The following is a 16,838-nucleotide window of genomic DNA, read 5'->3' as shown; positions in this document are numbered from 1 at the left end:
TTTTTCATTTCTGATCCTTACATCTGCTTTAGCTGCGCGGATTTTCCGTATATTCGTATATTACCTCGCCATTATGCTGTGCAGTACCTCTGAAATGCTTAAAATCATCACGCTTGACCAAAACATTGCGAAAATCCATGAATTGCTCTTTGCTTACTTTATAGTGGTCAATCTCTTTACTTGCGAGCTTTTCCAATATCTCATGTACCTGGGTTTTATCCAATTCCTTTTGCCTCCCGATCATATAATGTATTTTCTATTTTACCATCATACTTTACTCTAGTCTTTCACTCAATTGGCCCTCAAGGATCTGAGGAAATAATTGTGATATTTTCAACTTTTTTCTTTACGTATTCTTCAAAATAGTGCAAACTGTAAAGTAAAATATTAGAATTTTCTGTGCATAAACTTCCAGCACACACTATGAATGATTACATAATTCTATTTATTTAATATCCTCCAGGCTTTAAAACAGCATGAGAGTGAAAAAGAAATTTCGATATTTTTGGCACAATACCAATTTTTATCTTCGCTATTTTTAGAAATGAAAATGGAATGGAAAAGGATGGTTTATATGAAAAAGGCAGACGTAGGAAATATAATTGAGTTTCGCGATGGCTTAAAGGGAATTGTAGAAAAAGTGAATGAAAACTCTGTCATCGTTGATGTAACTTATATGGACAACTACCGTGATTATGAATTGGAGCAAAAAACTGTAGTGAACCATAAGAATTACAGAGTCATACAAGCTCAAGCATGATAATATTCCAAGAGAACGTTTCAGAACTGAAACGTTCTTTCTTTTTTAAATCATATACTATTATAATAGAAAGATAAGCTGGACATTTTTGCAGGATTTATCATAATTTGTAACTAGCACCTGCCAAATTTCGTCTATAATGACATAAGCAGGCTCCACGCTGATTGAATCACCATTTACTTTTCTCTCAACGCTGGAACCAACTACACGAGGAGGAGAATCAATGAACAGATTACAGGCCATTCTAGCAGGAGCTTCAATCACACTAGCTTTAACAGGATGCGGAACGGCAGAAAGCGGCAGCGGAGACATCCAGAAAAAGGAAGACAGCAGTGATGCCTCAACTGCTGCCAGCACTCCTAGTGATAAACAAGGGCAAAAAAAGACAGATGCACCTAAACAAACAGACTCAAAAGCAACTCCGGCCAAACAAAGCGATACTGACAGCAAAACAGACAGTGCAAACCCTTCAGTGAGGGTAATGGAAAAAAACCTTTCATACTCTGTTAACGGTGCGGAAAAGAAAAATACGGCCTTTCTTAAAAGAAGCGAAAATCAGCATTTCAGTATGTATGTACTGCCTGGATATGTGTTGACTGCCGAGGAGCCAATGAAGGATTCTTTATTTGTAAAAGGCAAAGAAGATATTTTTATGCGAATAGAAATTCTCCCTGCTGATGCAGATTGGGCAGACATTGAAAATAATACAAAATTGCAGCTGAAAAGTATCTCAGAAAATATCAAGGAAGTAAGCGATCCAAACCTTTCCATCCCTAACGCGAAAATGCTTGAAGCTAATAACGGCCATGATATAGTCACCGGGATCATCATTAAGGATGAAAATAACCCTGTCAGGCTTACTCTGTTTACTACAAAGGATAATGATCAGCGAAAAGCATTTATAGAAATGGGAAAAACCATTTTAAAAGATCAAAAGAAATAGGGCCTTCACTGCCTCATCTGCAAGCATCACGGCAGGTGAGGTTATTTATTCAGCCTCTTGATCCATATCAGCAGCAAGAAACTCATGCCGATATATCCAAAAAGAGGATACAAATACCCCAGCAGCACTCCATACTTCAGTTTGCCTGCAATAAAAGCCAGCAGAAAAATCCCTCCAATAATGACTATTCCCGGAATTTTCACGTATGCTCCAATCTGCCTCTGCAGTCCGAAAATATTTCCAATAACCGATGTAAAGATCTCTCCATATATTACCAGGATGAAAATCCAATAAAGATTGGATGCCGCCGTTTTCATTAACTCAGCGGAGGGTATTTCATAATCCGTCAGATTCGGAAGGGTAATAAGAGCGAAATGGCCAGAAAGCAAAATGACTGTCAGAAAAATGCCTCCTAAAACAGCTCCATGCTTTATGACTTTTTCATCGCCAATTTCAAATGCTACAGGTACCAAAACTGCCTGCGACAGCGCCAAATTAAAAGCTGTATATGTGAGCGGAGAAATTATGGCTCCAAAGGTTAATCCTTGATCCGGCACAGTCAAAAAGGATGCAGTAAACTGGCCATTGTTAATGGTCAGAATGCACAGCAGCACACTAAAAAAAATCATAATAGGTACCACAAAAGAATTTACAGCAAATAACCCCTTCATGCCGAACATCAAAACAAGCGAGGCTAAAATGATGGTCACTGCCACGCCAGCAAGCTTAGAAAAGCCAAGCTGTTCCTCAAAAACGGCACCAGACCCTGAAATCATTACAGCTGTTACACCAATCAGCATCATAATGAATATGACATTTACCAAGGAAGAAAGCTTTTTTCCAAACAAAAAAAGATTAAATTCTTCAAATGTAGCAGCCCCCGCACGTGAGGAAAGGATCATCATTTTTGAGCCTGTAAAAATAAAAATATAGCCTGCTATTAATATCCCTATAAACCCGTAAAAACCAAAACGGGTAAAAAATTCAACGATTTCTTTTCCAGTTGCAAATCCGGCTCCAACAATAGTGCCGACATATACAGCAGCAACCTGAAAAGCACCTGTCCACCTAGATAGCATGCCTCCCCCTCCTTCCTGACATATATATGCGCAACTTCAGCTATTAAGACAAGCATCAGGCACTTTTCCTTTTCTTCCATTACATGCTCATTTTAAAGAGTAAAGGCAAAACCTTCTATTAGCTATTAAATTACAAGGAGACAACAAAAAAGCTGTTCAAAAGAATAATCTTCTGAACAGCTTTTCCCTGATATTCCCGTCCTATTTAGCCTTTGTAAACTTTCAGCCGGTTTCTTGTCGGTGCCGACTTCCAGCCTGAGGTCCGGCACATCCGGAAAAAGATTGACTGGACTCACCATGGAGGATTATCAGTGTTTGGTTGTTTTAAAGAGACTGGTCTTCTACAGAAGACAGATATTCATCGATGACATCAACAACCGATTTTACTGTCCCCTCTTTAAAAGGAGACTGCAGATTGGACGCTTCAATAAGGCCAAGAAATGACTTGCTTCCGCCCATTTCACATAGTGCAGCATAATCCTTCCATGCTTCTTCCCTGTTTTCTCTTGAGCGCTTCCAGAACTGGAAAGCGCATATTTGGGCAAGTGTATAGTCAATATAATAAAAAGGCGAGTTAAATATATGGCCCTGGCGATGCCAGTATCCGCCCTGCTCTAAGTAAGAATTATCTCCATAATCGCGATGCGGAAGATACTTCTTCTCAATGTTTCTCCAAGCCTGCTTTCTTTCCTCAGGAGAGGCATCCGGATTTTCATAGACGAAATGCTGAAATTCATCGACTGCTACTCCATACGGCAAGAATGTAAGTGCGCCGCTTAAATGGCTGAATTTGTATTTATCCGTATCTTCTTCAAAGAACAGCTCCATCCATGGCCATGTAAAGAATTCCATGCTCATTGAGTGAATCTCACATGCTTCATATGTAGGCCAGTTGTATTCCGGAATCTCAAAGCCGCGGCTTCTGAAAACCTGGAATGCATGGCCTGCTTCATGTGTAAGTACATCTATGTCCCCTGATGTCCCATTGAAATTTGAAAAAATGAAGGGAGCTTTGTAGTTTTCAATGTAGGTACAGTAGCCCCCGCCTGCTTTGCCTTTCTTTGCAACAAGATCCATCAGCCCATTACTGATCATAAACTCAAAAAATTCCTTTGTTTCCTTTGATAAATCACTGTACATTTTCTGGCCGTTTTCAATAATCCAATCTGGGTTGCCCTTTGGAGCTGCATTGCCTGATTTGAATTCAAAGCCTTCATCATAGTACTTCAGTTCGTCAACAGAAATTCTGCTGCGCTGGCGTTCCTTGAGTTTTGTAACAAGAGGTACTATATATTCCTCTACCTGCTTGCGGAAATCGGCAACCATTTCAGCATTATAATCTGTACGTGCCATCCGGTAGTAGCCAAGTTCAACGAAGTTTTTATAACCAAGCTTGCGGGCAATTTCATGGCGGACCTTAACAAGCCTGTCAAAAATCCCATCAAGCTTTTCTTCATTTTCAACCATGAATCCGCTGTGGGCCTGGCTCGCTTTTTTTCTCACTTCACGGTCTGAGGATTCAGCGAAGGGAGCAAGCTGCGCCAGTGTCCTCTCTTCCCCCTCGAAGTTAATTTTCGCAGATGCAATTAATTGAGTATACTCCGTAGAAAGCTTATTTTCTTTTTGAAGGAGCGGAATGATTTCTGGAGAAAAGGTCTTCAGCTGGGCATCGGCCAATGCAAAAAGCTGTGTGCCCCATTTTTCTTCCAGCTGGCTGCGAAAATTAGAAGAAACCAGCTCCTTATAGTACTGTGAAACCAATTCTTCGATTTCCGGGGCAATTTCATCCAGATAATCATTTTCTGCTTTATAAAATTCATCATTAGTATCGATTGAATGTCTTATGTAACAAATATTGAACATTGTGCCTATATCATTTCTTACATCATTGATATCTCTCATGGCTTCGCTTTGGCTTTTTTCATCTGCAGCTGATTTGAAGCGCTCCAAAGCTGCAGTAAAGGCTGTTTTTATTTCCGTCATGTCAGGCCGTTTATATTCATATTGATCAAAATTCACAATGACACTTCCTTTACATACATTTATTTTCCCTGTATACAGGAAAATTTCACACTTAAAATAATATTCGCTGGCCTAACGGGAATTCCTGCCTGCGGAAGAGGAATTTTTTGCAAGCTTCCATATCTCGCTGCATTAGTTTTCTACACTTTGCCGCCTAGAAATACAGTTTACGAAAATAGCCTTAAGAAAAGAGCAAAAGAAGAAGCACCCCATATGTAAGGTGCTCTTTTTGGGCATTAATTGTCTAATGCTTTATAACCTATTTTTTTAACCAATTCAATAACTGTTTCTTTTTCTTCCGCAGTCAATACATTCATAATTTCATCTATTCTGCTTTCGTGTTCAGGAAAAATAGATTCTACGAAATTTTTTCCTTTTTCGGTTATTTGTGCAAAAGTGACGCGGCGGTCTTCTTTGCACGCTACCCTTCTCAAATAATCTTTTTGTTCCAGCTTATCGACTACATATGTGATACTTCCGCTTGCCAGCAGGATTTTCCCGCCAATTTGCTGAAGCGGCTGATCTCCTTTATGATAAAGAAGCTCCAATACAGCGAATTCTGTAGGATTTAAACCTTGTTCGGCAATATATTTATTTACCACATCATTAATGGACCTGTTAGCCCGCGACAAAACAATAAATAGCTTTAAGGATTGCTGAATACTTTCATTCATTGCTTTTCCCAACCTTTTGAATATATTTAATTCATATATCTCGAATTGAAAATTATTATATTCAATTATTTTTTTTTTGTCAATTTCCAGCATAGGTTTATCTATTGTTTCATAAAACGATTTGTTATACTAGTGAAAAAAATAAAAAGTAGTGAAAAGATGAAAATTAGGCAAAATCATGCATTATATATTTTATTCGTCGTCTTGCCGATGATTTTTTTGATGGTCATTTATTGGTTCCATCTTGAAAAAAAAGGTGAATTAAAATATAAACTAAAGTCAGAGTGGGTCGGCTCCATTCACCATCAATACATTGATCAGGTTATTAAAGAAACCAGGGAAAACCTGCAGATGCTTGCATTAAGCGGGACATCCTTTATATCTGACAAAGAAAAAATGATGGCTCTGCTAATTAAAGCTTCAAAAACAGATCCAAGATATGGTGCTATGTATTTACTGAATCTCAACGGTACTGTGATGGCAGGCTCTGAGTCTGGCGAGGACGGAAAAAAAGTACTGACAGAAAACTACAGGCGCATGGCACTACTCACTAAAAGCACAGTTGTAGAAGATGAACGCGAGCATATAAACGGATACGATTATTTTTCTGTGTCTGCACCTATCCTGGATGAGGAACGTGAAGTTGAAGGATTTGTTTTAGCGCGAATCAGGCTGGATTACATGGAAAATGTCATGAAAATCCTGACCCCAGACTACTCTGTGAAATTGCAGAACAAATCCGGAGGAAGCCTGATCAGAATTAATCCGCAAAGCACCCTTGCAGCTGGATCCTGGACAGCAGGTACACTTGATGAGGTGCCATGGAGACTCTCTGTAAAACCTGATAAAAATTTTCCAGTTGTAGATTATAGGGCTTTCTTTAATTTCGCAATATTCGGGCTCATCATTACACATATCCTTTTTCTCACGGTTAAGTATCTTCTATTGAGAAGAGAAGCAAAAAAGCAAAAGTCGATGATGGAATCACAAAAATTAGAGGTTGTCGGAATGCTTGCTGCAAGTACTGCCCATGAAATCAAAAACCCGCTGACCGGCATTAAAGGACTTGTCCAGCTCCTGGAGGAGAAATATAAAGATAAACAGGATGAACTGTATTTTTCGGTCATAAAAAATGAGATTGAGAGGATAAATTCTATCGTAAGTGAATTCCTGATTTTAGGAAAACCTACCGCCCAGCATTTATCAAGCATAGATCTTTGCATGATTTTAGAAGAGCTTGAACCTCTTATTCAATCTGAATCACGCTTATATAATGTTGATTTCAGCCTCCACATGCCAGATAAGCCTGTTATAGTGCTTTGTACACGAGACCAGATGAAGCAGGTAATTTTAAATATTGCAAAAAACGGGTGTGAAGCTATGGCGGAAGGGGGAACCCTTGACATCACTGTATATCAAAGGGAAAAAGAAGCAGTGATTGAAATTGCTGACACAGGTATTGGCATGACCGAAAAGCAGGTCGGAAAAGTGTTTGATCCTTTTTATACGAATAAAGATACTGGAACAGGGCTTGGCCTGTACGTCTGCAAGAGGATCGTTGAACTCTTTAATGGGTCAATCATCCTTTCAAGCCAGGAGGCTAAGGGAACTAAAGCTGAAATCATTTTGCCTTTTTCTGATATAAATTAGGTATGATAACCGGGAATTCCCGGACAACCCTCGATTTATAGTTTGCCCTTTCTCAGCCGGGGCCATTACACAAGGAAAATATTTTACTCATAAGGAGTCTTTTGAATGTCAAGTATTTCTCTTAAACTTCAAAAAAATCAAAGTGCCAATGCAACGGTTTTTAGAATCCTTATTATCATGGGTATTTGCCATTTATTAAATGATACTCTTCAAGCCGTTGTACCTGCAATGTTTCCAATATTGGAACACTCAATGTCCTTAAGCTATACCCAGCTTGGCTATATAGCCTTTGCGCTAAATATTACAGCTTCCATCATGCAGCCTGCTGTAGGCTGGTACAGCGATTTAAAACCGCTGCCCTTTGCGTTGCCAATCGGGCTTTCCAGTACACTTGCAGGCATTATTCTGCTTGCCATCTCCCCAAGCTATGGAATCATCCTGTTTTCTGTTTTCCTGATTGGGATCGGCTCTGCTATTTTCCATCCTGAAGGCTCCCGCGTGGCTTATATGGCAGCAGGAACAAAGAGAGGTCTTGCTCAATCCATCTATCAGGTCGGTTGCAATACCGGACAAGCGCTTGCTCCCCTTATTACCGCTATTGTCCTCGTGCCATTCGGACAAAAAGGAGCATTATGGTTTGCTCCTGTTGCCCTTTGCGCGGTTATCATGCTGTTTTATATCGCCATATGGTATGGGCGCAAGCTGAAATCACCGGTTCACCATGCAAAAGGCAAAGCAGGTTCAAAAGGTGTGTTCAATAAAAAAGTTGCCCAAGCTTTAACCTTTATTCTACTGTTTATTTTTGCCAGATCCTGGTATATTTCATGCATGACAAATTACTATTCTTTTTTTCTGATAAAGCATAATGGCTTCTCCATTAGTGAAGCACAGCTCTATATTTTTGCTTTCCTTGCTGCCGGTGCGCTTGGAACCTTCTTCGGCGGCCCGCTTGCAGATCGTTTCGGAAGGAAGAACATTATTTTATATTCATTGGCAGGGTGTGCGCCTTTCACTATATTGCTGCCTTTTCTCCCATCATGGGCTTCTTTTGTTCTGTTATTGGCAAGCGGATTTATTATTATGACGAGTTTTTCTGTGACAGTTGTTTACGCGCAGGAGCTTGTGCCGGGTAAAGTGGGAACGATGGCAGGACTGACCGTGGGACTTGCTTTTGGCATGGGGGCCATAGGCTCGGTTGCACTTGGTGCACTGGCAGATTCAATCGGCATTGCTGCCACCATTAAGTATGTAGGATTTTTGCCGCTTCTGGGCCTTATTAGTCTGCTTCTTCCATCGGATAAAACATTGAAAGATTGGCAAAATCCGCATCACGTATAAAGCTGAGCTGGGAGTTACAATATCGTTTATTATGATGCTGTATCCTGATGAGCGGTTTTGGGCTGAAGTAGAGTATTTATTGGAAGATGGGTGCCGGCCGGCCTGAATTTTATTTCGGAGATGTTCATTGAGATCTGTCTGCACCTATTGCATCCTTGTGAAGGCGGGTGCAGACAGGTCTTTTTGCTTTATTTATGTTTCTGCCTGCTTTTTTCAGCACTGCAATCCCCATCCCCTGCCATTCCCTATTCCCTTCATTTTCCACAGAAAGAGTGTCATGCATTCACCTCTGTATTGAAATCATAACTTTCAAATTTACTCAGCAAAAAATCCGAGTGGTATTGTAATAGCAGATACTCATTGATCAGACCGTCAAGTTCCTGGCTGCATCGAATGGTCTTTTCGGCAGTCATGCCGTAAACATCCGCTATCCTGATCATTTCCATCCGCTTAACTGTTATCTCAGAGCAAATTGCAGTTTCATTTCTGCATATCATGACTTAGCTTACATCCTTTCTCACTTTTTTAAAAATAAGCACTTAAGGATTATTACAAAATTTTCTTCAGATGTAAATAGGTTAGCATAATATGACAAAACCTCTCATTTTACGCCAATATCCACGGTATACATTCTTCTTTTTCACAAGATTATACAGGTTTTTATTTTTCTGAAGAGTGGTATCATAATTGAAAAAAGAGGGTGGAAATATGCTGCGGAAATGGTTGTTCAGGAAAGTTGCTTATACGCTTTTCAGTAAGCAGGCAAAGCGTTATGCGGGAAATAAAGGAAGCGCGAAGGGGCTACTGGCAAACGCAGAAAGAAAGGCAGCTTCAAACCAGCTTTCTTTTAAAAATTTGTGGGCAAAACTGCAGACTATGCTTTCCTTATTGAAGGCATGGTCGAACGGTTCTTACCGCAAGGTGCCATACCGTTCACTGATCATGATATTAATATCTGTCATTTACTTTGTATCGCCGATAGATATCATCCCTGATTTTTTGATAGGATTTGGTTTGATTGATGACGCTGCAGTTGTGGCTTTTGTTTTATCACAGATTGATAAGGATCTGGTATTGTTTGAACAATGGCAAAGGGAAAAACAGCTTGCCATTACAGTTAAATAGTAATAAAGAAACGCATTTCCTAAGCCTCTCAGGCACGTGAAATGCGTTTTTCAATGAATATCCTGCATATTACTAAGAAAGTGCCAGGCACCCTGGCGATAATCAAACAATTTATCTGGTAACCCAATTTTTGTTTTCCAGGGTCAATAATCTATCTTTTATATCTGTTTTGCTTCCTGCATACCCGGTAAGCTGCCCCTTCTTGCCAACAACCCGGTGGCAGGGCACAAGAATTGGGTAAGGATTGGCCTTACTGGCCTGGCCGATGGCGCGGACAGCTTTCGGCCTGTTTATTTCATAGGCAATTTCACTGTATGACTTAGTTTCTCCGTATGGAATTTCCTTCATCCTGTTCCATACCTGCTTCTGGAATTCTGTGCCCTTCTCGCGCAGAGGAATCGTGAACTCTTCATTCACGCCTGAAAAATATCCGTCCAGCCAAATTCTTAATTCCTTAAAAACCTGATGCTCATCCATTTGGACTGGATGGCAGGCTGCAGCCTGCTTTTCAAAATCCGCCGGATTATAGGTCATGTGCACCATGGCTTCTTCATCCGCCAGTAAGTATAACTTGCCGATTTCCGGCCTTTCATATTGGCTGTAATAGTATTTCATTATCTTGGCTCCTTCTGGCTCCGGTCCATAGGAAGAAATAAATGGAAGGCTGTCCCTTTTCCTTCCTCACTTTCAACCTCGACCCATCCTCTATGCTCCTCTACAATTTTATAACTGACCATCAATCCTAGTCCAGTTCCTCTTTCTTTTGTCGTATAAAAGGGCTCTCCGAGTTTTCTTATCTTTTCTTCTGAAATTCCTATTCCCTGGTCGGCAATCGTTATTTTTATATGCCTGTCACCTTCCCTGCTGGTTTCCACCCTGACAATTCCTCCATCAGGCATAACCTCCAGGGCATTTTTGATTATATTAATAAATACTTGTTTTAATTGGTTGCCTTCACAATAAATCATCAAATCAGCTTCCTGGTACTTCACCTCAAACTGAATATTTAACATCAGGGCCTGCGCCGCGAGAAGTTCCAGTGTTTCCTTCATGATTGAATTGATATTCTGCCTGAAATATTTCACAGCCTGCGGCTTGGCAAGGACCAAAAATTCCGTAATAATCGTTTCTATGCGCTGCAGCTCTGAAGTGATCACATTAAAATAATTTGAAAAATCCTCCTTGACGCTTCCCTGCAGCAGCTGTATGAACCCTTTAAGTGCAGTCATGGGATTTCTGATTTCATGGGCAATTCCCGCGGCAAGCTCGCCTACCACATTCAGTGTATCGGACTTCTTGAGCTGCTCCTGCATTTCCAGACTTTTTGTGATGTCTCTGAAAATGGTCAGGTGAAGACCTGAATATAGATTTTTCCTTGTGGAAAACTCAATATACTTGGTGCTTCCTTCCTCGAATTTTACAGGAATGACAGAAGTGAACGAGCCTTTTTTCAGAACCTGGTCAATATGCTCGTGGAGAAGGACTGCGTTTTCAGGAACACTTTCCAGCAGCTTATTCACGTTCATGGATAAAAGCTTTTCCTTGTTAAATCCCAGTATATTGCATCCTGTTTCATTAATATCTGCAAAACCCTTCAAATTCCAGATAATCATTCCATCGAGAGATCCCTCAAAAATTTTACGGAATTTTTTTTCACTTTTCCTAAGCTCCATTTCTATCCGCCATCGCTCGCTTACATTCCTGAAAATCGTTATATTGTACCCTTCACTGGAATGCATTTTTGCGGTAAGCTCCAATAGTTTCAGCTGACCGTTAGGCATTTTATAAAAAAGCTCTTCACGTACGGCCCCATACCTATTAAATGTATCAATCATATTATAAAACCGTTCATCCTTTTGAGCTACATACTCTGTGATAAGGCAGCCAATAAGGTTTTCCCTGCTTGATTCGAAAATTCTGCATGCAGAATCATTTACCCTGAATATTGTTCCGTTCTGATCCCAAAAGACAATGGCGTCCATTGTCTGTTCAAATAATTCCGAAAATATTCTTTCGCTGTCCATAAGCTTTTGCTCAATAAGGCTTTTCTCAGTAATATCCTTAAGAATGCACATATAAAAGCCATTAAATATATTTGCCGTTGACGAAAAATCAACTTTGAGCTCTGCCGCATGCGATTTTATTTCCATAACTCCTGATGAGGAGCCCTCTGCCTGTACCTGATTGAAGCATGCATCCCAGACTCCCAGGGAACTTTCCGAAATGAAATCCGTAATATTCCTGCCGACTACTTCGGATTTATCCAATTTCAGGCTTTGGCAGAACGGGGTATTGCTGTCTATGATGATTCCCGAACGATCATAAATGACAATGCTGTCTATCGCCTGATTGAAAACATCGAGAAACATTTGCATGCTCATCATCTTTTCCCGTTCAAGTGAGCGTTCCAGCGTAATATCCTTTAATTTAAAAATCGTATGCCCTAGTGCATTATACGTATAGCCCGTGAACTCAATATGCTTGAGCCCTCCATCCAGCAGCTGAATGAGCCATTCGTCCTCCACAATTCCATCCGTCTCTATTTTCTCTTCCTGCAGCTGCAAAATATGGGAAGGTACAACCTTTAAAAAATGGGTGATTTTCATCGTTTGCAGTTTTTCCTTTGGAGTATTCAAAAGAAGACATGCTGATTGGTTACCGTATAGAATATCCCTCTCTTGATTAACGATAATAAATGGTTCAATAATTTTATCAGAAAGCAGCTTGCACTGTTCAAGCTGCGATTTCAGCTTTGAAATTTCCTTTTTATAAGCTGCAATTTCAGCTAACTCTGTTTCCATCATACTTTCCCCTCCGAAGCATCCACTTACCACCAATATTCTACATATCCGCCTTATTTTCCTATCTGTCTGACAAAAATAGTAGAAATGCATTAGACTCATCCATTTTCTATATGAATGACCAATATGCGTTAGATTCTTCCGCCCTTCCTTATTTTTCCTGAAAAAAAGGAGATTAAGCAGGATCGTGCAGGGGTAAAGTTTAATGAAATTACCCCGTTTTCCCACTAAATAAAAACGGAGGCAGCCATGACTAAACGAAATTACTTTTTTGATAATGCTAAATTCATATTGATGGCCATTGTTGTTTTTGGCCATTTGCTAAAATCATATATCCATGAAAGCGAGGAAATTTACGCTCTCTATAAAACTATTTACACCTTTCATATGCCAGCTTTTATCCTGGTTTCAGGCTTTTTTGCAAAAGGATTTTATAAGAAGGGATATCTATCGAAAATTACAAAAAAATTAATACTGCCTTACCTGATCTTCCAGACAATTTATACAGTATTTTATTATTTTCTTTACAGCAAATCAGACTTTAAAATGGATTTGCTTGATCCGCAGTGGGCCATGTGGTTTCTTATCAGTTTATTCTGCTGGAATCTGATGCTTCTTGTTTTTGCAAAGCTAAAGCCTGCTTTAGGGATTGGCATTGCCGTCCTTGCTGCTCTCTTGATTGGTTATGCAGACACTGTCTCCAACTATCTGAGCTTATCCAGGACATTTGTTTTCTTTCCCATGTATCTGATTGGATACCATCTCTCGAAAGAGCAAATAAAGAAGCTGTTTTCTGTAAAGTGGCGAATTACGGCATTTGTCATTATCACTGTTGTTTTTGCCGAATCTTACCTGCATCCGGATATAAGCGATAAATGGCTTCTTGGTTCTAAGCCTTACGCTGAGCTTGGCAATCCCGATATATTATCCATGTTTACCAGACTAGGGGTTTACACAGTTTCCATGATCATGGTTTTCAGTTTTCTTGCTTTTGTTCCCCGCGGAAAACACTTCTTTTCAAGATGGGGGGCACAGACTCTTTATGTCTATCTGCTTCATGGTTTTTTTGTCCGAATTTTTCGCGAAAGCCGGATCCATACGTATTTTACCAGCACCGAAAGCTTTATCATGCTTGCAGGCTTTGCCCTGCTGATCACCATCTTATTATCCAGCCAAATTATCGAATCCTTGGCACAGCCAATCATTGAATTGAAGATATCAAAATTCAAAAAGCTGTTCTATACTGTATTGAAACGTCTAAAGGCAATTAAAAGCCGCTCTCAAAGTCATTCTTCAAGCTTGCGGTAAAAAGCAGGGGACAAAAATGTCTCCTGCTTTTTTTAGCCGATTTTCCAGCTCTTCAACAATGCTCTTATCGCGGATTCAAGTTCATCCAGAGGAATCCCTCCAAAACCTAAGATAACTTTAGGGGGGGCTGCCGGTCTTTCTATGCTATACAGTGAAAGAGGATATACCCGGATTTGAGATTTACGTGCTTCTTCTATGAGTGTTTCTTCATTCAGACCATTCTCTATGACCAGCACGATGTGCAAACCAGAATTGGCTCCGATAACCCTGATTTTTTTATCATATTCCTTTAACACTGTAACAACCGTATCAAGCTTGCTTCGATACACCTTCCTCATCCGGTTCAGGTGTTTTTCGAATTCTCCCGCTTCCATGAATTTAGCAAGCGTCTGCTGATCAAGGCGGGAAACAGTAGAATGATAAAAAGAAAGCTTATCCTGATAGCGGTCCATAAGTCTTTGCGGCAGTATCATATAGCTGATGCGGATTGAGGGCATCAGCGATTTTGAAAAAGACCCCAGAAAAATGATATTTTCCCCATTATCCATGCTTTGAAGGGAAGGTATCGACTTTCCGCTATACCGGAATTCACTGTCATAATCATCTTCAATAATGTATCGTTCTTCGCTTGCAGAAGCCCAGTTCAGAAGCTTCATCCTGCGATTAATAGATAAAATCGTCCCATATGGAAAGTGGTGGGATGGAGTCACGTACACCACCTGGGCCCCTGAATGTTCAATCTGCTCCACATTCACTCCTTCTTCATCAATTTCAATAGGGTTCACTGTTTTTCCGTAGCTTTTTAGTATTTGGTAAATGAGATGGTACCCTGGATCTTCCACCCCGTAAGCGGTATTCTCCTCCAATAACAAAACAAGCTGCTGCAGCAGAATTTCAATACCTGCGCCAATAATGATTTGATCAGGTGTGCAGACCACTCCTCTTGATCCATACAGATATGCAGCAATTTGCTGCCTGAGCCCGCTTTCCCCGCGATGATCTCCCATCAGCAGGAGTTTTTCTTTTTTTTCGTCTATCATATCCCTCGAATATTTTCTCCAGACCCTAAAAGGAAACGACTTTGTATCAATCTGGCTTGGATGAAAATCATATTTTATGACTTCTATCTCCCTTTCAGACTTATTGTCATTCTGGTATCCGGCCTGGCGCAAATATTCCAGGTCTTCTGAGGCCATTACGTAATAACCTTTTCGCGCTCTTACCTCAATGAACCCTTCTGAAACCAGTTGGCCGTATGCCGATTCTACCGTATTCTGGCTGATTTGAAGATGATCTGAGAGCTTGCGTTTAGAAGGCAGCTTGGTGTTAAATTCCAGGCGCCCTTCTGCAATTTCATTTTTTACATACAAATATAATTGTTCATAAAGCGGGATTTCACTTGTTCGGTTTAATTGACATGAAAGCATATTCAAATCACTATTCCCTCCTTACATCTGACCCCATTGAGTTTAACAAAACTGACACTTTTAATACAGTCATTTTCTTTTATACTAGTAGATATTAAAAGAATTAACAAACTATTCTTACATAAAGGATGATGATGATGGAAAGAACATTAGGAACTGAAGCTGTAAAAAGAGGGATGGCCAGCATGCAAAAAGGCGGCGTCATTATGGATGTTATTAATGCTGAGCAAGCTAAAATTGCCGAGGCGTCAGGAGCGGTTGCAGTCATGGCTTTAGAACGTGTTCCATCTGATATCCGGGCAGCAGGCGGAGTCGCGAGAATGGCTGATCCGCGTATTGTAGAAGAAGTAATGAATGCCGTCACGATTCCTGTAATGGCGAAAGCAAGAATCGGCCATATCGTTGAAGCCCGCATTCTTGAAGCGATGGGTGTGGACTATATAGATGAAAGTGAAGTTCTTACTCCTGCCGATGAAGAGTATCACTTGCTTAAGAGCACCTATACCGTTCCATTTGTATGCGGCTGCCGTGACTTGGGAGAAGCTGCGCGCCGCATTGGAGAAGGCGCATCCATGCTGCGCACAAAAGGAGAACCAGGGACAGGGAATATTGTAGAAGCTGTGCGGCATATGAGAAAAGTTAATGCCCAGGTGCGCAAATTAGCCAGCATGAATGATGATGAAATCATGACAGAAGCCAAGCTGCTTGGTGCTCCTTTTGAAATTTTAAAACAAATCAAGGAAGAAGGCCGTCTTCCTGTTGTTAACTTTGCTGCAGGAGGTATTGCAACGCCTGCTGATGCTGCCCTTATGATGGAATTGGGAGCGGACGGAGTTTTTGTAGGCTCTGGAATCTTCAAATCTGATCATCCTGAAAAATTTGCAAAAGCCATTGTCCAGGCAACCACTCACTATACTGATTATGGTTTGATTGCAAATCTTTCAAAAGAACTTGGAACCGCCATGAAGGGACTGGATATTTCTAAACTTCAGCCTTCTGACCGTATGCAGGAGCGCGGCTGGTAATATGCTGACAATAGGTATATTAGGCTTGCAGGGTGCAGTAGCAGAGCATATGAAACAAATTCAGGAAGCAGGATTAAACGCTGTTGTCATAAAAAAAGCTGAACAGCTTAAGGAAATTGAAGGGCTTATCATCCCAGGCGGTGAAAGCACCGCCATAAAAAAACTGATGGATCAGTATGGTTTTATGGAGCCGATTAAGCAATTTTCTGAAGAGAAAAAGCCTATTTTCGGCACTTGTGCAGGAATGGTACTAGTCGCCAAAAAGCAATCAGACTCCGGAGACGCCCATTTAAATCTTATGGATATTTCAGTCAAGCGCAATGCGTTTGGCCGGCAGCGGGACAGCTTTGAGATTCCGCTTGATGTTAAAGGATTTTCTGAACCTTTCCCCGCTGTCTTTATTCGTGCCCCGTATGCTGAAAAAGCAGGCAGTGATGTTGAAGTTTTAGCATCATTGAATGATAAAATTGTTGCGGCAAGGCAGAATCATATTCTAGTCAGTGCCTTTCATCCAGAGCTTACAAATGACGGCCGTTTTATCGAACTGTTTATTGAAATGGTAAGGGATGCAAATAAAAAACGAGTCAGTTAATAACAAATGGCCCCCGCTTATCAAGCGGGGGCCATTTTTACTAATAATCAGTAATATTTGAGTCCCTGTGTTCCATCCTCTAATTTACTTATTC

16 protein-coding genes are annotated in these 16,838 nt (G+C 40.5%); 8 read left to right on the top strand and 8 right to left on the bottom strand.

Annotated features, from left to right (window positions below; genetic code table 11):
* Positions 1–28: 28 nt before the first annotated feature.
* Positions 29–223, bottom strand: a complete 195-nt coding sequence (locus tag BM126_RS02580) for an abortive phage infection protein (protein WP_090987874.1) — start codon at positions 221–223, stop codon at positions 29–31.
* Positions 224–574: 351 nt separating this feature from the next.
* Here BM126_RS02580 and BM126_RS02575 point away from each other — a divergent pair, with 351 nt between their 5' ends.
* Together BM126_RS02575 and BM126_RS02570 are read left to right on the top strand one after the other, a co-directional pair.
* Complete coding sequence (locus BM126_RS02575) at positions 575–760, top strand: YkvS family protein (RefSeq protein ID WP_090987873.1); 186 nt, start codon at positions 575–577, stop codon at positions 758–760.
* A gap of 223 nt (positions 761–983) precedes the next feature.
* Positions 984–1,703 (top strand): hypothetical protein, encoded by a 720-nt coding sequence (locus tag BM126_RS02570; protein WP_090987871.1) that lies wholly within the window; start codon positions 984–986, stop codon positions 1,701–1,703.
* Between the two features lie 41 nt (positions 1,704–1,744).
* Here the strand turns inward: BM126_RS02570 and BM126_RS02565 are convergent, their stop codons facing one another.
* The 3 genes from BM126_RS02565 to BM126_RS02555 all read right to left on the bottom strand — a co-directional run bounded on the left by BM126_RS02565 (position 1,745) and on the right by BM126_RS02555 (position 5,478).
* Positions 1,745–2,782, bottom strand: a complete 1,038-nt coding sequence (locus tag BM126_RS02565; RefSeq protein ID WP_090987869.1) for a YkvI family membrane protein — start codon at positions 2,780–2,782, stop codon at positions 1,745–1,747.
* A gap of 324 nt (positions 2,783–3,106) precedes the next feature.
* The gene (locus tag BM126_RS02560; RefSeq protein WP_371261404.1) at positions 3,107–4,765 is read right to left on the bottom strand and encodes a M3 family oligoendopeptidase; all 1,659 of its coding nucleotides are present in this window, start codon (positions 4,763–4,765) and stop codon (positions 3,107–3,109) included.
* Positions 4,766–5,040: 275 nt separating this feature from the next.
* The gene (locus BM126_RS02555; RefSeq protein WP_090988397.1) at positions 5,041–5,478 is read right to left on the bottom strand and encodes a MarR family winged helix-turn-helix transcriptional regulator; all 438 of its coding nucleotides are present in this window, start codon (positions 5,476–5,478) and stop codon (positions 5,041–5,043) included.
* 159 nt (positions 5,479–5,637) lie between these two features.
* On the opposite strand from BM126_RS02555, the gene BM126_RS02550 reads away from it, so the two are divergent.
* Positions 5,638–7,128: a PAS domain-containing sensor histidine kinase gene (locus tag BM126_RS02550; protein WP_090987866.1), complete on the top strand. Its 1,491-nt coding sequence runs from the start codon at positions 5,638–5,640 to the stop codon at positions 7,126–7,128.
* A gap of 105 nt (positions 7,129–7,233) precedes the next feature.
* On the top strand, positions 7,234–8,466 hold the full coding sequence (locus BM126_RS02545; RefSeq protein WP_090987864.1) for an MFS transporter: 1,233 nt from the start codon (positions 7,234–7,236) through the stop codon (positions 8,464–8,466).
* Positions 8,467–8,741: 275 nt separating this feature from the next.
* On the opposite strand, the gene BM126_RS02540 is transcribed toward BM126_RS02545, so the two are convergent.
* Positions 8,742–8,963: an aspartyl-phosphate phosphatase Spo0E family protein gene (locus tag BM126_RS02540; protein ID WP_090987862.1), complete on the bottom strand. Its 222-nt coding sequence runs from the start codon at positions 8,961–8,963 to the stop codon at positions 8,742–8,744.
* Between the two features lie 211 nt (positions 8,964–9,174).
* On the opposite strand from BM126_RS02540, the gene BM126_RS02535 reads away from it, so the two are divergent.
* Positions 9,175–9,591, top strand: a complete 417-nt coding sequence (locus BM126_RS02535; RefSeq protein WP_090987860.1) for a YkvA family protein — start codon at positions 9,175–9,177, stop codon at positions 9,589–9,591.
* Positions 9,592–9,702: 111 nt separating this feature from the next.
* Here the strand turns inward: BM126_RS02535 and BM126_RS02530 are convergent, their stop codons facing one another.
* Both BM126_RS02530 and BM126_RS02525 read right to left on the bottom strand, forming a co-directional pair.
* Positions 9,703–10,206 (bottom strand): methylated-DNA--[protein]-cysteine S-methyltransferase, encoded by a 504-nt coding sequence (locus tag BM126_RS02530; RefSeq protein WP_256212953.1) that lies wholly within the window; start codon positions 10,204–10,206, stop codon positions 9,703–9,705.
* Positions 10,206–12,395 carry a PAS domain S-box protein gene (locus tag BM126_RS02525; RefSeq protein ID WP_177201287.1) on the bottom strand — a complete coding sequence of 730 codons (2,190 nt, stop codon included), beginning with the start codon at positions 12,393–12,395 and terminating at the stop codon, positions 10,206–10,208. Before BM126_RS02525 ends, BM126_RS02530 begins: the two co-directional genes overlap by 1 nt.
* A gap of 246 nt (positions 12,396–12,641) precedes the next feature.
* On the opposite strand from BM126_RS02525, the gene BM126_RS02520 reads away from it, so the two are divergent.
* The gene (locus BM126_RS02520) at positions 12,642–13,700 is read left to right on the top strand and encodes an acyltransferase family protein (protein WP_090987856.1); all 1,059 of its coding nucleotides are present in this window, start codon (positions 12,642–12,644) and stop codon (positions 13,698–13,700) included.
* Positions 13,701–13,732: 32 nt separating this feature from the next.
* On the opposite strand, the gene BM126_RS02515 is transcribed toward BM126_RS02520, so the two are convergent.
* Positions 13,733–15,127, bottom strand: coding sequence for a MocR-like pyridoxine biosynthesis transcription factor PdxR (locus BM126_RS02515; RefSeq protein ID WP_371261403.1), 1,395 nt, complete (start codon positions 15,125–15,127; stop codon positions 13,733–13,735).
* A gap of 137 nt (positions 15,128–15,264) precedes the next feature.
* Here BM126_RS02515 and pdxS point away from each other — a divergent pair, with 137 nt between their 5' ends.
* Positions 15,265–16,152, top strand: a complete 888-nt coding sequence (pdxS, locus tag BM126_RS02510; RefSeq protein ID WP_090987852.1) for a pyridoxal 5'-phosphate synthase lyase subunit PdxS — start codon at positions 15,265–15,267, stop codon at positions 16,150–16,152.
* A gap of 1 nt (position 16,153) precedes the next feature.
* Entirely contained in the window at positions 16,154–16,744 is a 591-nt protein-coding gene (gene pdxT / locus BM126_RS02505; protein WP_090987850.1) for a pyridoxal 5'-phosphate synthase glutaminase subunit PdxT, read from the top strand.
* The last annotated feature ends 94 nt before the right edge of the window (positions 16,745–16,838 follow it).

Origin of the sequence: Bacillus sp. OV322 (genome assembly GCF_900112495.1) — a bacterium.
Classification (GTDB): Bacteria; Bacillota; Bacilli; order Bacillales; family DSM-1321; genus Peribacillus.
The sequence above is the reverse complement of the archived record's forward strand: the minus strand, read 5'-3'. Positions and strand labels throughout refer to the sequence as shown.